The 17,520-nt window shown below is 71.3% G+C and carries 16 protein-coding genes; 12 read left to right on the top strand and 4 right to left on the bottom strand.

Annotated elements, in window-relative coordinates; translation table 11 throughout:
* The first annotated feature begins 54 nt into the window (after positions 1 to 54).
* The 7 genes from ACH34S_RS27315 to ACH34S_RS27285 all read left to right on the top strand — a co-directional run bounded on the left by ACH34S_RS27315 (position 55) and on the right by ACH34S_RS27285 (position 9,800).
* Complete coding sequence (locus ACH34S_RS27315; RefSeq protein WP_395955660.1) at positions 55 to 2,502, top strand: tetratricopeptide repeat protein; 2,448 nt, start codon at positions 55 to 57, stop codon at positions 2,500 to 2,502.
* Complete coding sequence (locus ACH34S_RS27310) at positions 2,499 to 3,824, top strand: PP2C family protein-serine/threonine phosphatase (protein ID WP_395955659.1); 1,326 nt, start codon at positions 2,499 to 2,501, stop codon at positions 3,822 to 3,824. The genes ACH34S_RS27315 and ACH34S_RS27310 overlap by 4 nt, the downstream gene beginning before the upstream one ends.
* Positions 3,821 to 5,161: a VWA domain-containing protein gene (locus tag ACH34S_RS27305; RefSeq protein WP_395955658.1), complete on the top strand. Its 1,341-nt coding sequence runs from the start codon at positions 3,821 to 3,823 to the stop codon at positions 5,159 to 5,161. Before ACH34S_RS27310 ends, ACH34S_RS27305 begins: the two co-directional genes overlap by 4 nt.
* Positions 5,162 to 5,163: 2 nt before the next feature.
* Positions 5,164 to 6,045, top strand: coding sequence for an FHA domain-containing protein (locus tag ACH34S_RS27300; protein WP_395955657.1), 882 nt, complete (start codon positions 5,164 to 5,166; stop codon positions 6,043 to 6,045).
* Positions 6,042 to 7,571: a hypothetical protein gene (locus tag ACH34S_RS27295; protein WP_395955656.1), complete on the top strand. Its 1,530-nt coding sequence runs from the start codon at positions 6,042 to 6,044 to the stop codon at positions 7,569 to 7,571. The genes ACH34S_RS27300 and ACH34S_RS27295 overlap by 4 nt, the downstream gene beginning before the upstream one ends.
* Positions 7,559 to 8,428: a glutamate ABC transporter substrate-binding protein gene (locus ACH34S_RS27290; protein ID WP_395955655.1), complete on the top strand. Its 870-nt coding sequence runs from the start codon at positions 7,559 to 7,561 to the stop codon at positions 8,426 to 8,428. The genes ACH34S_RS27295 and ACH34S_RS27290 overlap by 13 nt, the downstream gene beginning before the upstream one ends.
* A gap of 172 nt (positions 8,429 to 8,600) precedes the next feature.
* Positions 8,601 to 9,800: a hypothetical protein gene (locus ACH34S_RS27285; protein WP_395955654.1), complete on the top strand. Its 1,200-nt coding sequence runs from the start codon at positions 8,601 to 8,603 to the stop codon at positions 9,798 to 9,800.
* 223 nt (positions 9,801 to 10,023) lie between these two features.
* On the opposite strand, the gene ACH34S_RS27280 is transcribed toward ACH34S_RS27285, so the two are convergent.
* Positions 10,024 to 10,749, bottom strand: coding sequence for a hypothetical protein (locus tag ACH34S_RS27280; protein WP_395955653.1), 726 nt, complete (start codon positions 10,747 to 10,749; stop codon positions 10,024 to 10,026).
* A gap of 82 nt (positions 10,750 to 10,831) precedes the next feature.
* On the opposite strand from ACH34S_RS27280, the gene ACH34S_RS27275 reads away from it, so the two are divergent.
* The 3 genes from ACH34S_RS27275 to ACH34S_RS27265 all read left to right on the top strand — a co-directional run bounded on the left by ACH34S_RS27275 (position 10,832) and on the right by ACH34S_RS27265 (position 12,513).
* Entirely contained in the window at positions 10,832 to 11,350 is a 519-nt protein-coding gene (locus ACH34S_RS27275) for a PH domain-containing protein (protein ID WP_395955652.1), read from the top strand.
* A gap of 439 nt (positions 11,351 to 11,789) precedes the next feature.
* Positions 11,790 to 12,044, top strand: coding sequence for a DUF1778 domain-containing protein (locus tag ACH34S_RS27270; protein ID WP_395955651.1), 255 nt, complete (start codon positions 11,790 to 11,792; stop codon positions 12,042 to 12,044).
* 106 nt (positions 12,045 to 12,150) lie between these two features.
* Positions 12,151 to 12,513 carry an NUDIX hydrolase gene (locus tag ACH34S_RS27265; protein ID WP_395955650.1) on the top strand — a complete coding sequence of 121 codons (363 nt, stop codon included), beginning with the start codon at positions 12,151 to 12,153 and terminating at the stop codon, positions 12,511 to 12,513.
* Here ACH34S_RS27265 and ACH34S_RS27260 read toward each other — a convergent pair.
* The gene (locus tag ACH34S_RS27260) at positions 12,506 to 12,925 is read right to left on the bottom strand and encodes an HIT family protein (protein WP_395955649.1); all 420 of its coding nucleotides are present in this window, start codon (positions 12,923 to 12,925) and stop codon (positions 12,506 to 12,508) included. The two genes, ACH34S_RS27265 and ACH34S_RS27260, sit on opposite strands and share 8 nt — an antisense overlap.
* Before the next feature lie 826 nt (positions 12,926 to 13,751).
* On the opposite strand from ACH34S_RS27260, the gene ACH34S_RS27255 reads away from it, so the two are divergent.
* Positions 13,752 to 14,894, top strand: a complete 1,143-nt coding sequence (locus tag ACH34S_RS27255; protein ID WP_395955648.1) for an ATP-binding cassette domain-containing protein — start codon at positions 13,752 to 13,754, stop codon at positions 14,892 to 14,894.
* Positions 14,891 to 15,580: a hypothetical protein gene (locus ACH34S_RS27250; RefSeq protein ID WP_395955647.1), complete on the top strand. Its 690-nt coding sequence runs from the start codon at positions 14,891 to 14,893 to the stop codon at positions 15,578 to 15,580. Before ACH34S_RS27255 ends, ACH34S_RS27250 begins: the two co-directional genes overlap by 4 nt.
* Before the next feature lie 493 nt (positions 15,581 to 16,073).
* Here the strand turns inward: ACH34S_RS27250 and ACH34S_RS27245 are convergent, their stop codons facing one another.
* Complete coding sequence (locus ACH34S_RS27245) at positions 16,074 to 16,901, bottom strand: DUF1963 domain-containing protein (RefSeq protein WP_395955646.1); 828 nt, start codon at positions 16,899 to 16,901, stop codon at positions 16,074 to 16,076.
* A gap of 63 nt (positions 16,902 to 16,964) precedes the next feature.
* Entirely contained in the window at positions 16,965 to 17,471 is a 507-nt protein-coding gene (locus ACH34S_RS27240) for a DivIVA domain-containing protein (protein ID WP_395955645.1), read from the bottom strand.
* Positions 17,472 to 17,520: the final 49 nt, after the last annotated feature.

Raw genomic sequence — 17,520 nt, 5'->3', positions numbered from 1 at the left:
CCGCGTTTCCTCCCCACGCCTGCTGGCGGGGGTCTCCACGCTTCAAGGAGAACGATGAGCCAGTGCACGGAGCCGGGCTGTACCGGGACCATTGACGGCGGGTACTGCCTCCAGTGCGGCGTGGCCGCGCCGTCCGGGCCGCCGCCCGTTCCGCCGTCCTCGCCGAACGCGTGCGCGCAGCCCGGGTGCACGGGGACGATCTCGGACGGCTACTGCGACATCTGCGGCAACCCCCCGGTGAGCGCCGCCGCCGGCGTGCCCGCGCCGCAAGCGCCGGTTGCGCTGCCGCCCGACGCGTGCCGGATGCCGAACTGCACCGGGACGATCATGGACGGCTACTGCGACGTGTGCGGCTCCCCGCCCGCCCACACGACGCTCACCGCGCGGGCGGGCGCCTCCGGTAGCACGAGCACGGGCGGCACCTCCGGGACCACCCGGACGGGCAGCACGCGAACCGGGTCCTCGCGTTCGTCCGCGCGGCGGGGCATGCTCGGCGCGGGGCTGGTCGAGGTGCCACGCGTCCCCTACCGGGACCCGGCCACCGCGGTGATGAGTGACCCGCAGGTCGCGGAGGGCAAGCGTTTCTGCAGCAACTGCGACCATCCGGTCGGGCGGGGACGCGGCGGCCAGCCCGGCCGCACCGAGGGGTTCTGCCCGAAGTGCGGGACCAGGTTCTCGTTCACGCCGAAGCTCCATCCGGGCGATCTCCTCGGCGGGCAGTACGACGTGCTCGGCTGCCTCGCACACGGCGGCCTCGGCTGGATCTACCTGGCCAAGGACCGCAACGTCAGCGACCGCTGGGTGGTGCTCAAGGGCCTGCTGGACAGCGGTGACGCCGACGCCATGGCGGCCGCGGCCGCCGAGCGCGCGTTCCTCGCCGAGGTCGAGCACCCCAACATCGTCAAGATCTACAACTTCGTCCAGCATGACGGCGACGGCTACATCGTCATGGAGTACGTCGGCGGCCAGTCGCTCAAGGACATCCTGCTCCAGCAGCCGCAGCCGTCGGGCGAGAAGCACCTGCCGCTGGCGCAGGCCATCGCGTACGGGCTGGAGGTGCTGCGCGCGTTCGAGTACCTGCACGCGCAGGGCCTGGTCTACTGCGACTTCAAGCCGGACAACGTGATCCAGTCCGAGGAGCAGCTCCGGCTGATCGACCTCGGCGGCGTCCGGCGGCTGGACGATCCGAGCGGCGCCATCTACGGCACGGTCGGCTACCAGGCGCCGGAGATCGCCCACGCCGGGCCGTCCATCTCGTCCGACCTGTACACGGTCGGGCGGGCGCTGGCGGTGCTGAGCTTCCCGTTCCGCGGCTTCACCAGGACGTTCACGAACTCGCTGCCGGACCGCGCACAGATCCCGGTGCTGCAGCGGTTCGAGTCGTTCGACCGGTTCCTGCGCAGGGCCACACACCACGAGCCCGCGGAGCGGTTTCAGGACGCGGCGGAGATGGCGGAGCAGCTCACCGGCGTGCTGCGCGAGGTGCTGGCCGCCGAGGACGGCGTGCCGCGTCCGGCCCCGTCCGGGCTGTTCGGTCCGGAGCGGTTCGCGACGCGGATGGCGGGCGGCGAGTCCGAGGAGTCGGCGTTGCCGCCCGTCCCGCCGGCGGTGGCCGCCGCGGCGCTGCCGGTCCCGCTGGTGGACGGGTCCGACCCGGCCTCCGCGTTCGTCTCGGGCCTCAGCGCGCTGGAGCCCGAGCAGGTCGTGGAGGCGGCGAAGAACGCGCCCGAGCGCACGCCCGAGGTCAGGCTCGCGCTCGCCCGCGTGCACATCGAGCTGGGCGCGGCGGCCGAGGCGCAGGCGCTGCTGGACGAGCTGGACGCCGAACGTCCCGGCGACTGGCGGGTCGACTGGTACCGCGCCGTCGGGCTCCTCGCGCAGGGCCGGGTCGCCGAGGCCGAACCCTGGTTCGACCGCCTGTACGGGCTGCTGCCGGGTGAGGCCGCGCCCAAGCTGGCCCTCGCCTACTGCCGGGAACGGACGGCGCCGCACGAGGCCGTCCGCCTGTACGACATGGTGTGGCGCACCGACCAGAGCTACATCAACGCCGCGTTCGGCCTCGCCCGCGTCCATCTGGCGGCGGGCGACCGGGCCGCCGCCGTCGCCGCGCTGGACTCGGTGCCGAAGATCTCCATCCGGTACCTGCCCGCGCAGGTGGCGGCCGTCGCGACGGCGGTGCGCGGGCGCGCGCCCGCGGAGATGACGGCGGTCGAGCTGGTCGCGGCCGGTGACCGCCTCACCGCACTCGACCTGGACGGGGAGCGCCGCGACCGGCTCGCCGCCGAGGTCCTGGAGGCCGCGCTCGACTGGCTCCTCGACGGGCCGGGCGCTGCGGCCGGGACGCGGGGCGGGTCCGTCCTCGGCACCCCGCTCGCGGAGCCGCAGCTGCGCCGCCTGCTGGAGCGGACGTACCGGGAGCTGGCCCGGCGCACCCGGGACCGGGACGAATGCCGGCGGCTCGTCGACTCCGCCAACGCCGTCCGCCCGAGGACGCTGCTGTGACCGGCGACCAGCACGCGGCGAAGGCCGCGGAGCCGTCGTGCCCGGTGTGCGGCGAGATCGTGTACGCGGGCGAGATCTTCTGCGAGGAGTGCGGGCACCGCCTCGCCGACGCCCCGCCCGCCGAGGCCACCCTCGTGGGACGTCCGGACGCGACGATCGAGCAGCCCCCGGCGGAACCGCCTCCGGCGCCCGCGGGCCCGTGCCCGGGCTGCACCGGGACGGCGATCGACGCGGAGGGCTACTGCGAGTCCTGCGGCCTGCGCCAGCCCGCCGAACGCGACCACGTCGAGATCGAGATCCCGGCGGCCGGATCGGCGGGGGCGGGGACGGGGGCCGCGAACGGAACGCGGTCGCTGATCGCCGCGGGGGCGAGCGACCGCGGGCGGCGCTACAGCCGCAACGAGGACGCGCTCGCCATCGCCGTCCACTCCGCCGGGGTCGCGACCGTCGTGTCGGACGGCGTCGGCTCCTCGCAGCGTCCCGAGGAGGCGTCCCGCGCCGCCGCCGAGGCGGGCGCCGCCGAGCTGGTGGCGCTTCTCGACGCCGGCGAGGACCCCGAGGCCGCCACCCGCGCCGCCGCCCTCAAGGCCGCCGCGGCCGTCGCCGCGCTGGCGACGTCACCGGCGGACGCGCCGTCGTGCACGTACGTGTCAGCCGTGACGCGCGGCACGGGGATCACGGTCGGCTGGATCGGCGACAGCCGCGCCTACTGGCTGTCCGCGGACGGCTCCGTCGAGCCCGGCGAAGGCAATGCTGCCGGCGAAGGCGATGCGGCCGGCGACGCCTCCGGCCCTGGCGCGGCGGTCCCGGACGAGGAGGTGAGCACCGGCGACATGGCGGAGCTCGGCCCGTCCCGCAGGCTCACGGAAGACGACTCGTGGGCCGCGTTCATGGTCGCCGAGGGCTCGCTGACGGAGGCGGAGGCGGACGCGCATCCGAACGCGCACGTCATCACGGCGTGGCTGGGTGCGGACGCCGGGGAGGTCAGCCCGCACGTCGCCTCGTTCCGTCCGACGGGCCCCGGCACGTTGCTGGTGTGCAGCGACGGCCTGTGGAACTACTTCCCGGCGGCAGGAGACCTCGCGGCGCTCCTGGCCGCCGGACCCGGCGACCAGGCCACTCCTGACGGAGCCGCGTCAGGCCGGGGGCACGACCCGTCCGCCGATCCGCTCGGCGTCGCGCGGACCCTGGTCCGCCACGCCCTCGACGCGGGCGGCCGTGACAACATCACGGTCGCCGTCATCCCGCTTCCGTCCCCCGCCGCCGCCCCGCAGAGCCGCATCCACGAAGGCACGACGCAGAGCACGGAGCAGCCCCGATGAGCGAGCAGCCGCAATTCACCGTCAAGATCGACCAGAACAAGTTCCTGCCCGAGGGCGGCCGCGAGGTGCACGCCATCGTGTCCGTCGAGGCGACGGCCGCCGAGGGGGCCGTGGCGGCGGTCCCGCAGTCGACCAAGGCGTCCGAGGTCATCATCATCGACACCTCGGGCTCGATGTCCTATCCCGAGACGAAGCTGCGCGCGGCGGTCAAGGCGGCGAAGGTCGCGATCGACACGCTGCGCGACGGCGTCGAGTTCGCGGTGATCTCCGGTTCCAACAACGCGAAGATGGTGTTCCCGGCGCAGCCCGGCCTGGTCGCCGCGTCCCCGCAGAGCCGCGAGCAGGCCAAGGTCGCGCTGAACAAGCTGAAGGCGTCCGGCGGCACCGCGATCGGCTCCTGGCTACGGCTCGCCGACGAGCTGTTTGACCAGGCACAGGGCGGCCTCCGGCACGCGATCCTGCTGACCGACGGCAAGAACCAGCACGAGACGGCCGAGGACCTCGACGCCGTCCTGTTCCGCTGCGACGGCCGGTTCGTGTGCGACTGCCGCGGCGTCGGCACCGACTGGGAGGTCGCCGAGCTGCGCAAGATCGCCTCCGCGCTGCTCGGCAGCGTCGACATCGTCGCCGACCCGGCCGGTCTGGAGGCCGACTTCCGGGCGATGACGGAGGCGGCGATGGGCAAGTCCGTCGCCGACGTCGCGCTGCGCGTGTGGACGCCGCAGACGGCGAGGCTGCGGTTCGTCAAGCAGGTCCTGCCGTCGGTGGAGGACCTGACCGGCAAGCGCGTCGAGTCGGCGCCGCAGGCCGGCGACTACCCGCTCGGCGCGTGGGGCGCCGAGAGCCGCGACTACCACGTCTGCGTCGAGGTGCCGCCCGGCGATGTCGGCAAGGAGCTGCGGGCGGCGTGGGTGAAGCTCGTCGTCCCGGGCGCGCCCGGCGAGGAGGCGCAGGTCCTGGCGAGCGGGAACGTCCTGGCGCAGTGGACTGACGACGAGGCGCGGTCCACCAGGATCAACGCGCGGGTCGCGCACTACACCGGGCAGGCCGAGCTCGCCGCCGCCATCCAGGAGGGGCTGCAGGCCCGCAAGGAAGGCGACTTCGACACCGCGACCGCACGGCTCGGCCGCGCCGTGGTGCTGGCGAACGAGGCCGGCAACGACGAGATCACCTCGATGCTGCGCCGCGTCGTGGACGTCGTCGACGAGGCGACCGGCACCGTCCGGCTGAAGCGCGACGTCGACAAGGCCCACGAGATGGAGCTCGACACCCGCTCCAGCAAGACCGTCCGGACGCGCAAGGACGAGACCGTCACCACCCGACGGGGCGAGGGCTGAGCATGGCGAGCTGCCCCAACGGACACACCTCTCAGGCGTCCGACTACTGCGACGTCTGCGGCGAGCGCATCGAACCGTCGTCCCCCGCCTCCCCGTCCGGCGGGGGCACGGGCGAGTCCGGCCCGCTGGGCACGCAGGCCCTGCCGTCCTCGCCGGGCGGCGGACGTGGTCAGGGCGGCGGCCCGACGCCGTGCCCCGACTGCGGGACGCCCGGCAGCGACCGTTTCTGCGAGGCATGCGGCTACGACTTCGCCACGGGCGGCGGCAAGCCGACACCGCGGACCGCCCCGGCGACCCCATCTCAACAGCCGCCCCCTCGGGAGGCCGAACCGGCGCCCGCGACACCCGAGACCCCGGCCCCGGCCTCCCGGGCTCCGGCCCCGGCTGCCCCGGCTGCGGCTCCAGCCACCCCGGCTGCGGCCGCCGCGGCTCCGGCCGCCCCCGCCCCGCCTGCTCACGCCCCGCCCCCGGCCGCCTGGACGGCGGTCGTGACGGCCGACCGCGACTACTACAACACGGTCGTCGCCGAGGAGGGCCCCGACTCGGCGGCCCTCACGTTCCCGCCGTACGCGCCCGAACGGCGGATCCCGCTCGCCGGGCGGGAGATCCGCATCGGGCGGCGCGGCTCGGCGCAGCCGTCCCCGCCCGAGATCGACCTGCGCGAGCCGCCCGAGGACCCCGGGATCTCGCACGTCCACGCGGTCCTGCTGGCCAAGCCGGACGGCACCTGGACGCTCGTCGACCCCGGATCCACCAACGGGACCTGCATGAACGGGTCCATGGACCCGATCCCGAACAACGTGGAGGTGCCGGTGTCCGAGGGCGACCGGATCCACGTGGGGGCATGGACCACCATCACGCTCATCCGAGGCGAGGCGACATGACGGCCGTGCAGCACGCTCCCGACGCGGGACAGCCCGCCCCCTCCGCGCCCGCGCGGCCCGGCCCGGCGGGCCCGCCCGCCCGCCGTGGCTCCACGGGACGGCTCAGGCGAACGCCCGAAACGCCCCCGACCGGCGTCGCACGCCTGGTGCCGCGCACGGCCTCGTCCCGCATCAGGACGCTGACGGCGGTGACGGCCGTCCTGCTCATCGCGCTGCTGGCGGTCTCCTGGTGGGCGATCGCGAACGCCCGCGAGGGCGTCCGGGTGATCGGGCACGACGCGGGCCCGCAGGTCGTCGCGACCGGCGACCTGTACTTCCAGCTCACCGACATGGACGCCCAGCTCGCGAACGCGCTGCTGATCGGCGGCGCGGCGGGCGGCGGCCGCGACCAGGCCCTCGCCCGCTACAACGACAACCGGCAGAAGGCGGGCAACGCGCTGCTCAAGGCCGCCAAGCTCGCCGACGAGCGCACCGAGGACAACACCGCCCGCGACGTCCTCGACGCGCTCGGCCGCTACGAGCGGCTCGCCGGGCAGGCGCTGCTGCTCGACGAGCAGTCCGGGCACGCGTCCGGACCGCCGTCGCAGGAGGTCATCAAGCTGTACCAGCAGGCGACCGACCTGATGAAGCTGGACCTGCTGCCCAAGGCCTACAACCTGACGCTCGACAACGGCACCCTCGTCCGGCACACCTACGAGGACAAGCGCTCGGCCGTCCTCACGGGCCGGACCTGGATCCTCGTCACGGGCCTGGCGCTGCTCGCCGTCCTCGTCGCGTTCCAGCTGTTCCTGGCCAGGCGGTTCCGGCGGCTTCTGAACATTCCGCTGGCGGCGGCCACGCTCGGCACTTTCGTATTGGTCGTCGCGGGAACCGCGATGCTGTCCGGGCAGGCGGACCAACTCCGCAAGGCCAAGGCAGAGGGATTCGACTCGATCCTCGCCCTTTCCCGGACGCGCGCCATCAGCAACAGCGCGGCGGCCGACGAGACCCGTTTCCTCCTCGACCCCGGACGCGCGGACGCCTACGAGCAGGTCTATCTCAGCAAATCCCAGACCGTCCTTTACCTGAAGGCCGGGAATCTGACGGAGTACAACACGGCCGTCCAGAAGGATCTGTCGTTCGAGCCGGGACGCGCGCCGTTCCTCGGGTTCCTCGGCACGGAGGCCAACCGGCCCACCGAGTCGGACGAGCGCCGGTCCCAGATGGTGGACGCGCTGAACACGGTCCTCAAGAACTACCAGAAGGTCCAGGCGAACGACCGGCAGATGCGGACCCTCGTCCACGGCGGCAAGCGCGACCAGGCCGTCGCCGCGCGCGGCGCCTCCGCCGCCGACTTCACCGAATACGACCGGTCGCTGCAGGCGCTGGCCCAGATCCACCAGAAGGCGTTCGACGAGGCCGTGAAGGACGGCGACGACGGCACCCGCGGCTGGTACGCCGTCCTGCCGATCGCGGGGGTCGTCATCGCGCTGCTCGTGCTCATCGGCGTCCGCCCCCGCCTGGCGGAGTACCGGTGGTCGAAGTGAACCGGCGCAGCGGGCACGGCCGCCTTCGCGCGGCGGCTTCGCTGGCGGCGGCCGGAACGCTCCTGACGACGGCCACGGCATGCGGCATCGCGGACGCCCGCGAGACGTCCGTCGCCACCAAGGACACGCTCGTCATCGGCGTCAACGGCGACCAGCCGGGCGTCGGCGAGCGCACCGCAGGCGGCACGTTCCAGGGCTTCGACATCGACATCGCCAAGGAGATCGCCGAGCGCCTCGGCGTCACCGCCGCGAACGTGACGTTCAAGCAGGTCGGCTACGCGACGCGCGAGAAGATGATCCAGGACGGCGACGTCGACCTCGTCGTGGCCAGCTACTCCGTCACCCCCGAACGCAAGGTGAAGGTGTCGTTCGCGGGCCCGTACTACGTCGCCCACCAGGACGTCCTCGTCCGCGAGTCCGACGCCGCCGGGATCCGCGACATCCACGACCTCAAGGGCCGGCGCCTGTGCAGGGTGCCCGGTTCGGTGTCGTTCCCGCGCGTCCACGACGAGCAGGGCGTCGCGGCGCTGCCCGTCGAGGCGGACGGATACGCCCGCTGCCTCACCGACCTGGCGGCAGGCAGGCTGGACGCGGTGTCGACCGACGACGTGATCCTCGCGGGCCTCGCCGCGAGGGCGCCCGGCGGCCGCCCCCTCAAGATCGTGAACGCGCCGTTCACGGACGAGCCGTACGGCGTCGGCATCAGGAAAACCGACGTGGCCGGCTGCGAAGCGGTCAACAAGGCCATCACCGGGATGTACCAGGACGGCACCGCGCCCGTGCTGCTGAAGAAATGGTTCGCCCCCGTCGGCCTCAAAGTCACCACCACCGTGCCGCAATTCGAGGGCTGCGTCTGAATTCGGTGACCGAGAGCGAAACAACGGTCACGGAATGGCGCAATAAGGGCGGTGAGACCGGCCGGTCACTGAGATCAGTCGGTTACGTAAGTGGCGGTCGGCGCGCGTGATCGTAAGTTATGGTCGCGATCAAAACCCGGTCCGGTCATCACCATCACGTCCGAGGAGTGTCATGACGACGGTCGTCCTGGTGGTGCTGTGCTTCGTCGTGGGGGCGCTCGAGCTCTACGCGGGCAGGCAGAGCCGGAACCAGGCCAGCGCCTTCTCCCGCCGGATCGAGGAACTGAACGAGCAGGTCACGAAGCAGAACAACGTCCTGGTCACGGTGGGCGAGCAGCTCACCGCCGAGCTGGCGCGGGTCAAGCAGGACGTGCTGCCCGCCCTCGACAGCCGGCTCCGGCAGAACACGGGGCAGGTGGAGGAGCTGGCGGGTCTCGTCCACCAAGCCGACGATTTCCTCCGCACACAAGCAGGACGCCTGCGCGACCTCGAACAGCAACGGATCACCCTCGCGGCGCTGCGCCGCAAACTGACCGAGGTGGAGACGTCCGTGCGCGCCGTGACCCGCACGGGCGGCGGCCCGGCCGACGACAGGGTCGAGATCGCCCTCGACCGCCTGGCCGACCTGGAACGCGGCGGCGCGGAGATGCTGGACCTCCAGCGCACCCTCACCCGCACCCTCGAGGACGTCGAGGACGTCGTCGCCGAACTGCTGCAGTTCACCGAGGGCGAGCTGGACGACACCGTCACGGCCGCGCTCACCGGCCGCCCCCGCTCCCACGGCGACGCCGTCACCGCCACCGGACGCCTCTGGACGCGCGACCCGCAACTGGAAGACATCCTCGGCGAGATGTACGAGCGGTGCGTGCGGTCGAGCCGGCTGAACGTCCGGTTCCGCACCGCCGAGGGCCCCAACGGCGACGCGCCCGGCTCCCCCGAACGCCGCCGGTACTTCCTCGCCGGCCAGGCCGCCGACGACCTCGCCGGCGCGTTCAGCGCCCTGCTGATCTCCGCCGGCGCCGACCGCCCGAGCAACGGCTCCACCCCTCCCGGCGCCAAAGCCAGGCGCGGCCTCGCCCGCGTCGAACCTGGCGTCCCGGCGGGCGTCGAGCCAATACGTCCGCCCGAGGACGAGACCGCCCTCAAGTCCCTCCTCCGCACACTCTCGGAAAGCTCGGGCGCGGTCGCACAGATAGGCCCGCTCATGGCCGTCCGAACCCGCGACGAACTCCTGTGCGCCGTCCTAACAGCCGCCCAGTCCCTAGAACTGGAGAGCGACGAGGTCTTCTGGGACCCGATAGCCGCAACCCACCGCCTACGCCGCCTCCCATCCCACCAACTATGGGACCTGACCACCTGGACAACCCCCTAGCCCAAGTGGACAAGCGGCCCTGGTGGTCCCAGCCCGCCACGATCCCCAACGCGACTAACACGTCGAGCACACCAACAGCCGACGCTCCGCCCCCGGACACTCGACCGCCCTCACCGCACACACCCCCACCGTCCTGGACGGCAACGACCCCACTCAGCCCGGCCGCCACGTGGGCTCGGCCATCCGGTTGTACCGGGCGGCCCCGGCCGTAGAAGGGGTCGGCTTATGAGAAGGTCGCACCGTATGCGCGTACGGTTCGTTCGGCGGGCCCGCCGATGCGCGCGTACAGGGGACACGTCACAGCGCGCGTGACCGGATCGACCTCCACGCAGAGCCCGATCCCGGCCGCCCGGTCGAGGAACACCGCGTTCTCCACCGCCCGCGCGCCCCGCACCGCGTACGGGACGGAATCCGCATCGCCGGTGTCGAAGAGCTCCTCGAACGTCAGCCGCCGCGCGAACCGGATCAGCGCGTCCGCGTCCACCACCCGGCTGCCGATCGCCGCCGCGGGGCCAGCGGCGACGATCCCGAAGCTCGGGTTCTCCCGCCCCCTCACGTAGATCTCCCGGTCCGGTTCCAGCCCCTTACGCCGGTCAGGGATCTGGACGCCGAATCCGGCGGCGCCGTTCACGTACGCCGGGGGCCCGAACCCGTCCGCCGACCCGTCCCGGACGCGTAGGGCGCCCGCCGGCATCTCCCAGCCCGGCAGGTACACGCCGAGCCCCCGCAGCAGGAGCCGCCAGATGGGACGCCTCGTGACCTCCACCGCGAGCTCGCCCCGCCGTCCGGGCCCCGGTTCTGGCCCGCCGCCATCCGGCGCCCGCTCGTGCCGTTCGTGCCGTTCGTGCCGCCCGTTCCGCTCGATCCGCTCGTCCCGATCCGCCCCAGGCTCCCCAACGCCCTCCATGACGACCATCATCAGCCGCCGCTCCCCCACCGGCAAGCGCATCCTCTGTTACCGCCCGGCATCTGCGCCCGCACGACCGCGTCGGCTACCGTTGAACCACCCGGATCATGACGAGGACGCCGCCGTGAATCTGCAGGACATGATGGTGCAACACGACAGCTCGTCGCGCACCGTCGACAAATACCTGATGTCCCACGAGGGACGTGTCATCGCCGTCCGTCGCCACCCGGCCGTCCTGCTCCTCCCCGTCGCGATCGTCGTCGCCGGGCTCGTCGCATGCGGCGCGATCAGTGCGGTCATCGGACTCACCTGGATCTGGTGGCTATGGCTGATCGCCATCGGCTACCTGGTCTGGAAGGTCATCGCCTGGTCGGTGGAGTTCTTCCTGGTCACCGAGCACCGGGTGATGGTGATCAACGGCGTGCTCAACCGGAACGTCGCGATGATGCCGCTGGCCAAGGTCACCGACATCGCGCTGAACCGCTCCATGACCGGACGGATCCTCGGGTACGGCGAGTTCGTGATGGAGTCCGCGGGCCAGAAGCAGGCGCTCCGCAATGTCGGCTTCATGCCGTACCCGGAGCAGCTCTACCTGGAGGTATCGTCCGTCATCTTCGGCACCATCGACGAGTCCCCCGACTAGCGCTCCCTAGAAGAGCACCCTGCAAGGGGGCCGACACTGTCTGGAACAGGACCAAGGGCCGGAGCAGCCGACGCCATCCCTACCAACTGACCCAGACCAGCTCCCCAAAGACAAACAGCATGTCCAAGGCCCCGTCATGGCACTCATCCGGTCCTCACCTGGCGACTCTCGCTCGCCCAGGCCGTGAGGAAGCACGGCGTCACCCAACAAATCGCCCGCTCAGACCGCTCCAACGCCGCCGCTCCGGGACGAGCCAGCCGCCCACGCGCGACTAAGACCCACTTCAAGGCACCCCCTAAACCGAACGCCCTCCTCGATAGCGCGCAAGTCAGCACAGCGCATCCGGCCCCTCGGTAGGGGGCGATTCTCGTTCTCAGTGGGGATGGCTTCGCGACACCTTGCGGCGTACTTTTAAATGCCGCAAGGAAGGAGACCGGCCATGTCTGAGTCGGTGCGCCAGAACCTTCCCGCCTCCGACGACCATGTCACCGTCCACCCCTCCCCGGACCAGCTCCTCGTGATTCGCAAAGCGGCCGAGCTGATCGGCTGGACGGTCACCGACTTCGTCCTGTCCGCGGCCCTGGACAGAGCCGAACGCGATCTCTACGAGCACGCCGCGGCCTTAGCGGCTGCCACACCCGCCGAAACGGACCCGACGGCGCCCTACACGGCTCTCCTCCTAGCCCTGACCTGAGCAAACCTCCCTCCCAGGCACCCAGCGAAAACCCCTCTGACACAAGATCGGCGGGCAACCAGCTTCACGGCTCCTCCCGCCGTCCACCGCACCACGGGACGCGCCGATGCCGGCGGCCCTCGCCGCCGTCTGGCACGCCCAGCACCTGCTCCTTGCCTTCGACCGCCACCGCGACCAGTGGGAACTGCCGGGAGGCCTGCTCGCCCCCGGTGAAACACCCTGGCAGGCCGCCGTCCGCGAACTGCACGAGGAAAGCGGCCTCCACCTCCCACCCTCCCCCTCCCCGGTTACGGACACTTCACCTGACCGACCCACCCCTGCGACGAATGCGCCGCCCTCTACACCGCCCGCGCGACCACCCTTCGTTCCGAACGAAGAGACCAGCGCAATCCGCTGGTGGGACTCGACCACTCCCACTCCCCACAACGCCCAGATCCTCGACACGACCCTGGCCCTGCAGATCAGGTGAGCCCTTCGGACAAGCGCGCGGCAAAGGCCGCCGCCTCCGCATCGGACTCGTATTTCTGCCGCGGCCAAAAGAACCCGCGAAGCCCGTCCTTCCGATTACGCGGAACGACATGAACATGCAGATGCGGGACGCTCTGACTGACCCGGTTGTTCATCGCCACGAACGACCCGGCGGCGCCGAGCACCGACTCCATGGCCTCGGCAAGCCGCTGCGCATGCCCGAAGAACGGTCCCAGAAACTCGCCGGGAAGATCTGTGAGCGTCTCATAGTGAGCCCGCGGCACCAGCAGCGTGTGCCCCTTGAACAAGGGCCGCACGTCAAGAAACGCCAGCGCATCGGGCGCATCCATCACAATATGCGCGCTCCGTTCGCCCTTGACGATCTCGCAGAACAAACAAGCCTGCTCAGCCATCCCGACCACTCCCTTCCGCCCAACAAACGAGCCCCACGAATACCACCCCAGACCCTAGACAACACTCCCGGGCAAGAGCACCAACCGCTCGCCGCCTCCGACCGTCTCCCGTGGTCCAGGTAGGCAGAATGAGCCGATGCTCACCCGGAGTCACGTGGCGCACACTCCGACGACAGGCAGGTGACCCACGCAACCGTCGTCGCATTCGGTTTAGCCACCCGCAACGACCAAGAAGACGCCTTGGCAAGCTCCACCCCCACCTCAACACACCAAACCACCCCCCGATCCCTGCCCCTCCCTCCGCACGGGCCCCGCCGAAAACCTCCTCGAAAACGGCGACGAGGCCTTGCGACACCAGCGACCGCTCCCTCCTCGGCGGCAACCGCACCCGCCACAGCAGACGAGATCACCAGCGAGCTCGCACAGGCTGGGGGCGTCGCGCAGTGCGACGGCGGTCCTCATCCGCGGCAACGCCGTCAGCCCTCCAGGCGCCCCTGCCGCCGCACCCATCCGGCACTAAGTCACGCTCCGTACATTCGAGTGTCCTGCCCTGACCCGTTCTCCCCTGGCCGTGCACTTGGGGTGTCCTCGTGGCCCGCGCACCCCCTTCAGACCCCGCCGATGACGACTCCGGGCACGTCCGCCATCTCCCGCCACGCGCTGCCTTTCCGACATGGCCGTTCTGCTTCCACCGCCATCCGGCATTGCTTCCTACGCCACCCCTGCGTTCGTCAGGAGCCGCCGTCCACTCCGTTTTTCAGGCACCATCGGGTGCATCCTGGGGTTAACGCGGTACTTACGGGCGGGACGTTAGCGTGCAGGTTTCATGCGGTTGGAGGGTGTGGCTTTTCGTTACCACCGGAGGGATCCCTGGGTACTCAGGGATGTCACTCTGACGATGCTCCCCGGCGGGGTGACGGAGGTGACGGGGCGGAACGGTGCGGGGAAGTCCACTCTTCTGCGCGTGATCGCCGGTCTACGCAGCCCGTACAAAGGCATTGTCAAGGATCGGCCCCGCCGCGTCGGGTACGCCCCCGAACGGTTCCCGGTGGACCAACCGTTCACCGTCCGCGGCTACCTGGACCACATGGCCGCGATGCGCGGTGTCCCGGCGGCGTCCGTCGGGACGTGGGCGGAGCGGCTCGGCTTCGATCACCTCCTCAATGTGCGGCTCCCGGAGTTGTCGAAAGGCAGCGCGCAGAAGGTTGGTCTCGCACAAGCGTTCCTGGATGACCCAGGCCTGCTCATCCTGGACGAGCCGTTCGCGGGCCTCGACGCGGCCACGCGTGCGGCGCTACCCAGGTTGATCTCGGAATTCGCGGCCAACGAAGCCATCGTGGTCGTCAGCGACCATCAACGCTGCATCGAAGCCCTCCCGGGCATCGACCGACTGCGCGTAGCCGACGGCACAGTAACCAGCTTTCCTCCCGAGGCAACCAGCCTCCCTCCCAAGATGGCCGACCCACCTTCCAAGCTGACCAGTCTCCCTCCCGAGAAGCCGACCGACCTTCCTCCCAAGGCGACCACCCCGCCTCCTGAGGCGACCGGCATCCATCCCAAGACGACCGACCCGCCCCCCGAAGCGACAAACCTCCCTCCCAAGGTGACCGCCCCGCCTTCCGAGGTGGTCGGCCTCCATCCCGAGATGGCGGACCCGCCTTCCGAAGTGTCCGCCCCGCCTTCCGAGGTGGCCGGCCTCCCTACCGAGAAGCTGACCGGCATCCATCCCAAGGTGACCGACCCGCCCCCCGAGGCGACCAGCCTCCCTTCCAAGCTGACCGGCCTCTCTTCCGAGAAGGTGACCGGCATCCATCCCGAGACGACCGGGCTCTTTTCCGAGGTGGCGGGCCTGCCTTCCGGGGAGACGAACTGGACCGTTTTGGAGATCGAGGTCCCTGAGGACGAGGCCGACACCTTGGAGACCAAGCTGCGGGCGGACGGCTACCGGGTGCGGAGGCCGAAGCGGTGATCGCGCTCATCAGGTTCCAGGTCGCGGGGTACGTCCGGTCGCTGCGCGTTCTGCATCCGCTGATCGTCGTGGCGCTGGTCGTGGTGCTGGTCCTCGTCCAGGGCCCGAGCGGGCCGGACGCCACCGATCTCGCCGTCGGGACGTTCGGGGATGTGGCGGCGTTCATGTTCCCGGTGTGGGCATGGGCGGCGCGCGCGCTCCTCGACACGCAGCCGGACGAGCAGCGCGCGCTGACTGCCACCGCGGCGCGCCGCCGCTCCATGCCCACCTACGCGGGACTTCTGTCGGCCTACAGCGTGAACGTCTGCCTGGGCGTCGTCGCATTGGCCGTCCCCCTCCTGCAAGCGATTCAAGTCGGCGCGCCCGGGCGGGCGGTCCTGGCGGGTTGTGCCCTGAACCTCCTCGCCGCCGTGCCCGGGACGCTGCTCGGTGCATGGACGAGCCGGGCGTTGATCCCTGACCCGGGTGTTTCGCTGCTCGCGCTGCTGAGCGCCGCCACCGCGCTCGTGCTCCTCGGGATCGGACGGCTCTCCTGGCTGTCCGTCCCGATGATCGATTGGCTCCGTACCGCACACGATGGCGCGCCCGAGTTCACCGCTGGATTCCCTGCCATCGCCCTCCACCTCGCTCTCTGGTCCGCTCTCGTCGGCACCGCCTACCTGGCCTTGACCCACCGCCGCCACTGACCACACGCACACCGGCGCGTCTCGCACCCGCATACCGTCCCGCTGGAGTCTCCACCTGCAACTCAGGCCGTCACGCGAACCGCCCTGAGCCAACGCCGCAGGTGGACGTACTTCCCGGCGCGTCCCGCACCGCATACCGGCCCCCTGGAGCCTCCACCCGCAACCACGGCCGTCACGCGAACCGTCTTGGCCACCGCGGGTGGACGTACTTCCCGGTGCGTCTCGCACTTCGTACCGTCCCGCTGGAGTTCCCACCTGCGACTGCGGCCGTCACGCGAACCGCCCTGAGCCAGCGCCGCAGGTGGGTGTACTCCCGGCACGTCTGGCAGCCTCAGACCGTCCTGCTGTGGCTCCCATCGCGTGACCATTGCCGTCGCGCCGATCGTCCTGGCCTGCGGACTCCGCTTACGCGCACACTCCCTGGTGCATCTGGCCTGCTGCGGCTTTACCGCGCGGCCCTGGCCTTCCGCGCGAAGACGAGGCTCGGCGTGTATCAGGCGGCTTGGAGGGTCAGCCACGATTGCTCCAGAGGGTCGTCGGGGCGGGCGCAGAAGTAGACGCGGCCTGGGTCGCCCCAGTACCAGCCGAGGCGATCGTCGGAGTCGAGTTGGAGTAGGAGGCGCCACTCCTCCACGGCCCGCTGCTCGTCCAAGGTCAGCGGCGGCGGGCTGAGGAAATCCAGGGGGCGGCCCGTCGACGCGTACAGGCAATCCGGGCCGACCGGACGTTGGACGAGGGCCGGCCACCCGCCGAGCTGGTGTGCGGTTGCCTCGTCCCGTGAGGCGTACTGCGACCAGACGGCGTGCAGTTGCTCATAGACGGTCAGGAAACCGTTGTACGTGGCCTCCAATCGGCGCATGGACATCTCCTGGGGCGAGGGCAGGGAGAGGAATGGAGCGGCGCTCAGGCGGATCCGGGGATAGGTCGACGCGCCGGGCGGCGGGGTGGTTTCGCCGAGGTCACCGGTGTAGATGCGCCAGCCGTCCCGCTGTGCCGCCTGGTCGCCCCATGGGCGGGGCGTCTCGGTGGCGTAGTAGAACGCGGCCCTGCCGGACGAGGGGATGCCCGGGATGTCGCCGAAGCGGGTGAGGGCGGCGAAGTCGATCGCGCCGAGGAAGCCGAGCGGGCGTCCGTTCCACTCCGGCCAGGTCGCGCCCGGGGGTAGCAGCGGGGCGCCGCCGAGGTGGACGGGGACCTCGCCGCCGCTGCCGAGCCGCAGCGCGCGCCTGGCCAGCGGTATCAGGGCGGCCGTGATCTCGGGAGGCAGGAAGACGGCGAGGAGGGAGCGGAGCCGCCGGTACTGTGCCGCGAAATGATCCATGCACGTAGCGTTACGCAGCCCCGTCCCGCACCGCGACGTCCGCCGAAAATGTGGATAACTTCGTCAGCGGCGTTCGAGGGCGCCGGCGAGCTGCACGAGGAAGCGGTCGACCTCCTGCTCGTCGTAGCCGGGGCCGAACCGGACGACGCGGAATGCGCATTCCCGCACGTCCCGGGCGGACATCGGCGGGGCGACCCCGCGCAGGCCGGCGATCACGCGGTCGAGGAACGCGTCCACGTCGCGGACGTCGTAGCCCGAGCGCAGGCCCGAACCCGAGAAGCGGGCGCTCTGGATCCAGTTGATCAACCAGGCGGGTTGCACGCGCGGGCGGCCTGGCCGGTCGGGGATCGGTCCCCTCGCCTGGAGTTCCAGGATGCACTCGCGTACCAGGCGGTCGACGGCATGGGGTTCGTAACCGCGCAGGACGACGTCGAAGCGGGTCCTGCGCACATCGTCCGCCGACATAGGCGGCCCGCCGTTCAGTGCCTGCGAGATCCGTCGCAGCAGGCCGTCCACCTGCTTCTTGTCGTAGCCGCGCATGACCACCGGCAGCCGCGCACCCGTTCGCACCGCGCACCTGCTCCTCAGCCGTTCCCCGCGCCCGCGCGGCACCAGGGAC

The sequence above is a fragment of the Actinomadura sp. 3N508 genome (assembly GCF_044326375.1).
GTDB lineage: Bacteria > Actinomycetota > Actinomycetes > Streptosporangiales > Streptosporangiaceae > Spirillospora.
Note: the sequence above shows the minus strand (reverse complement) of the source record. Positions and strands in the feature narration are given on the sequence as shown.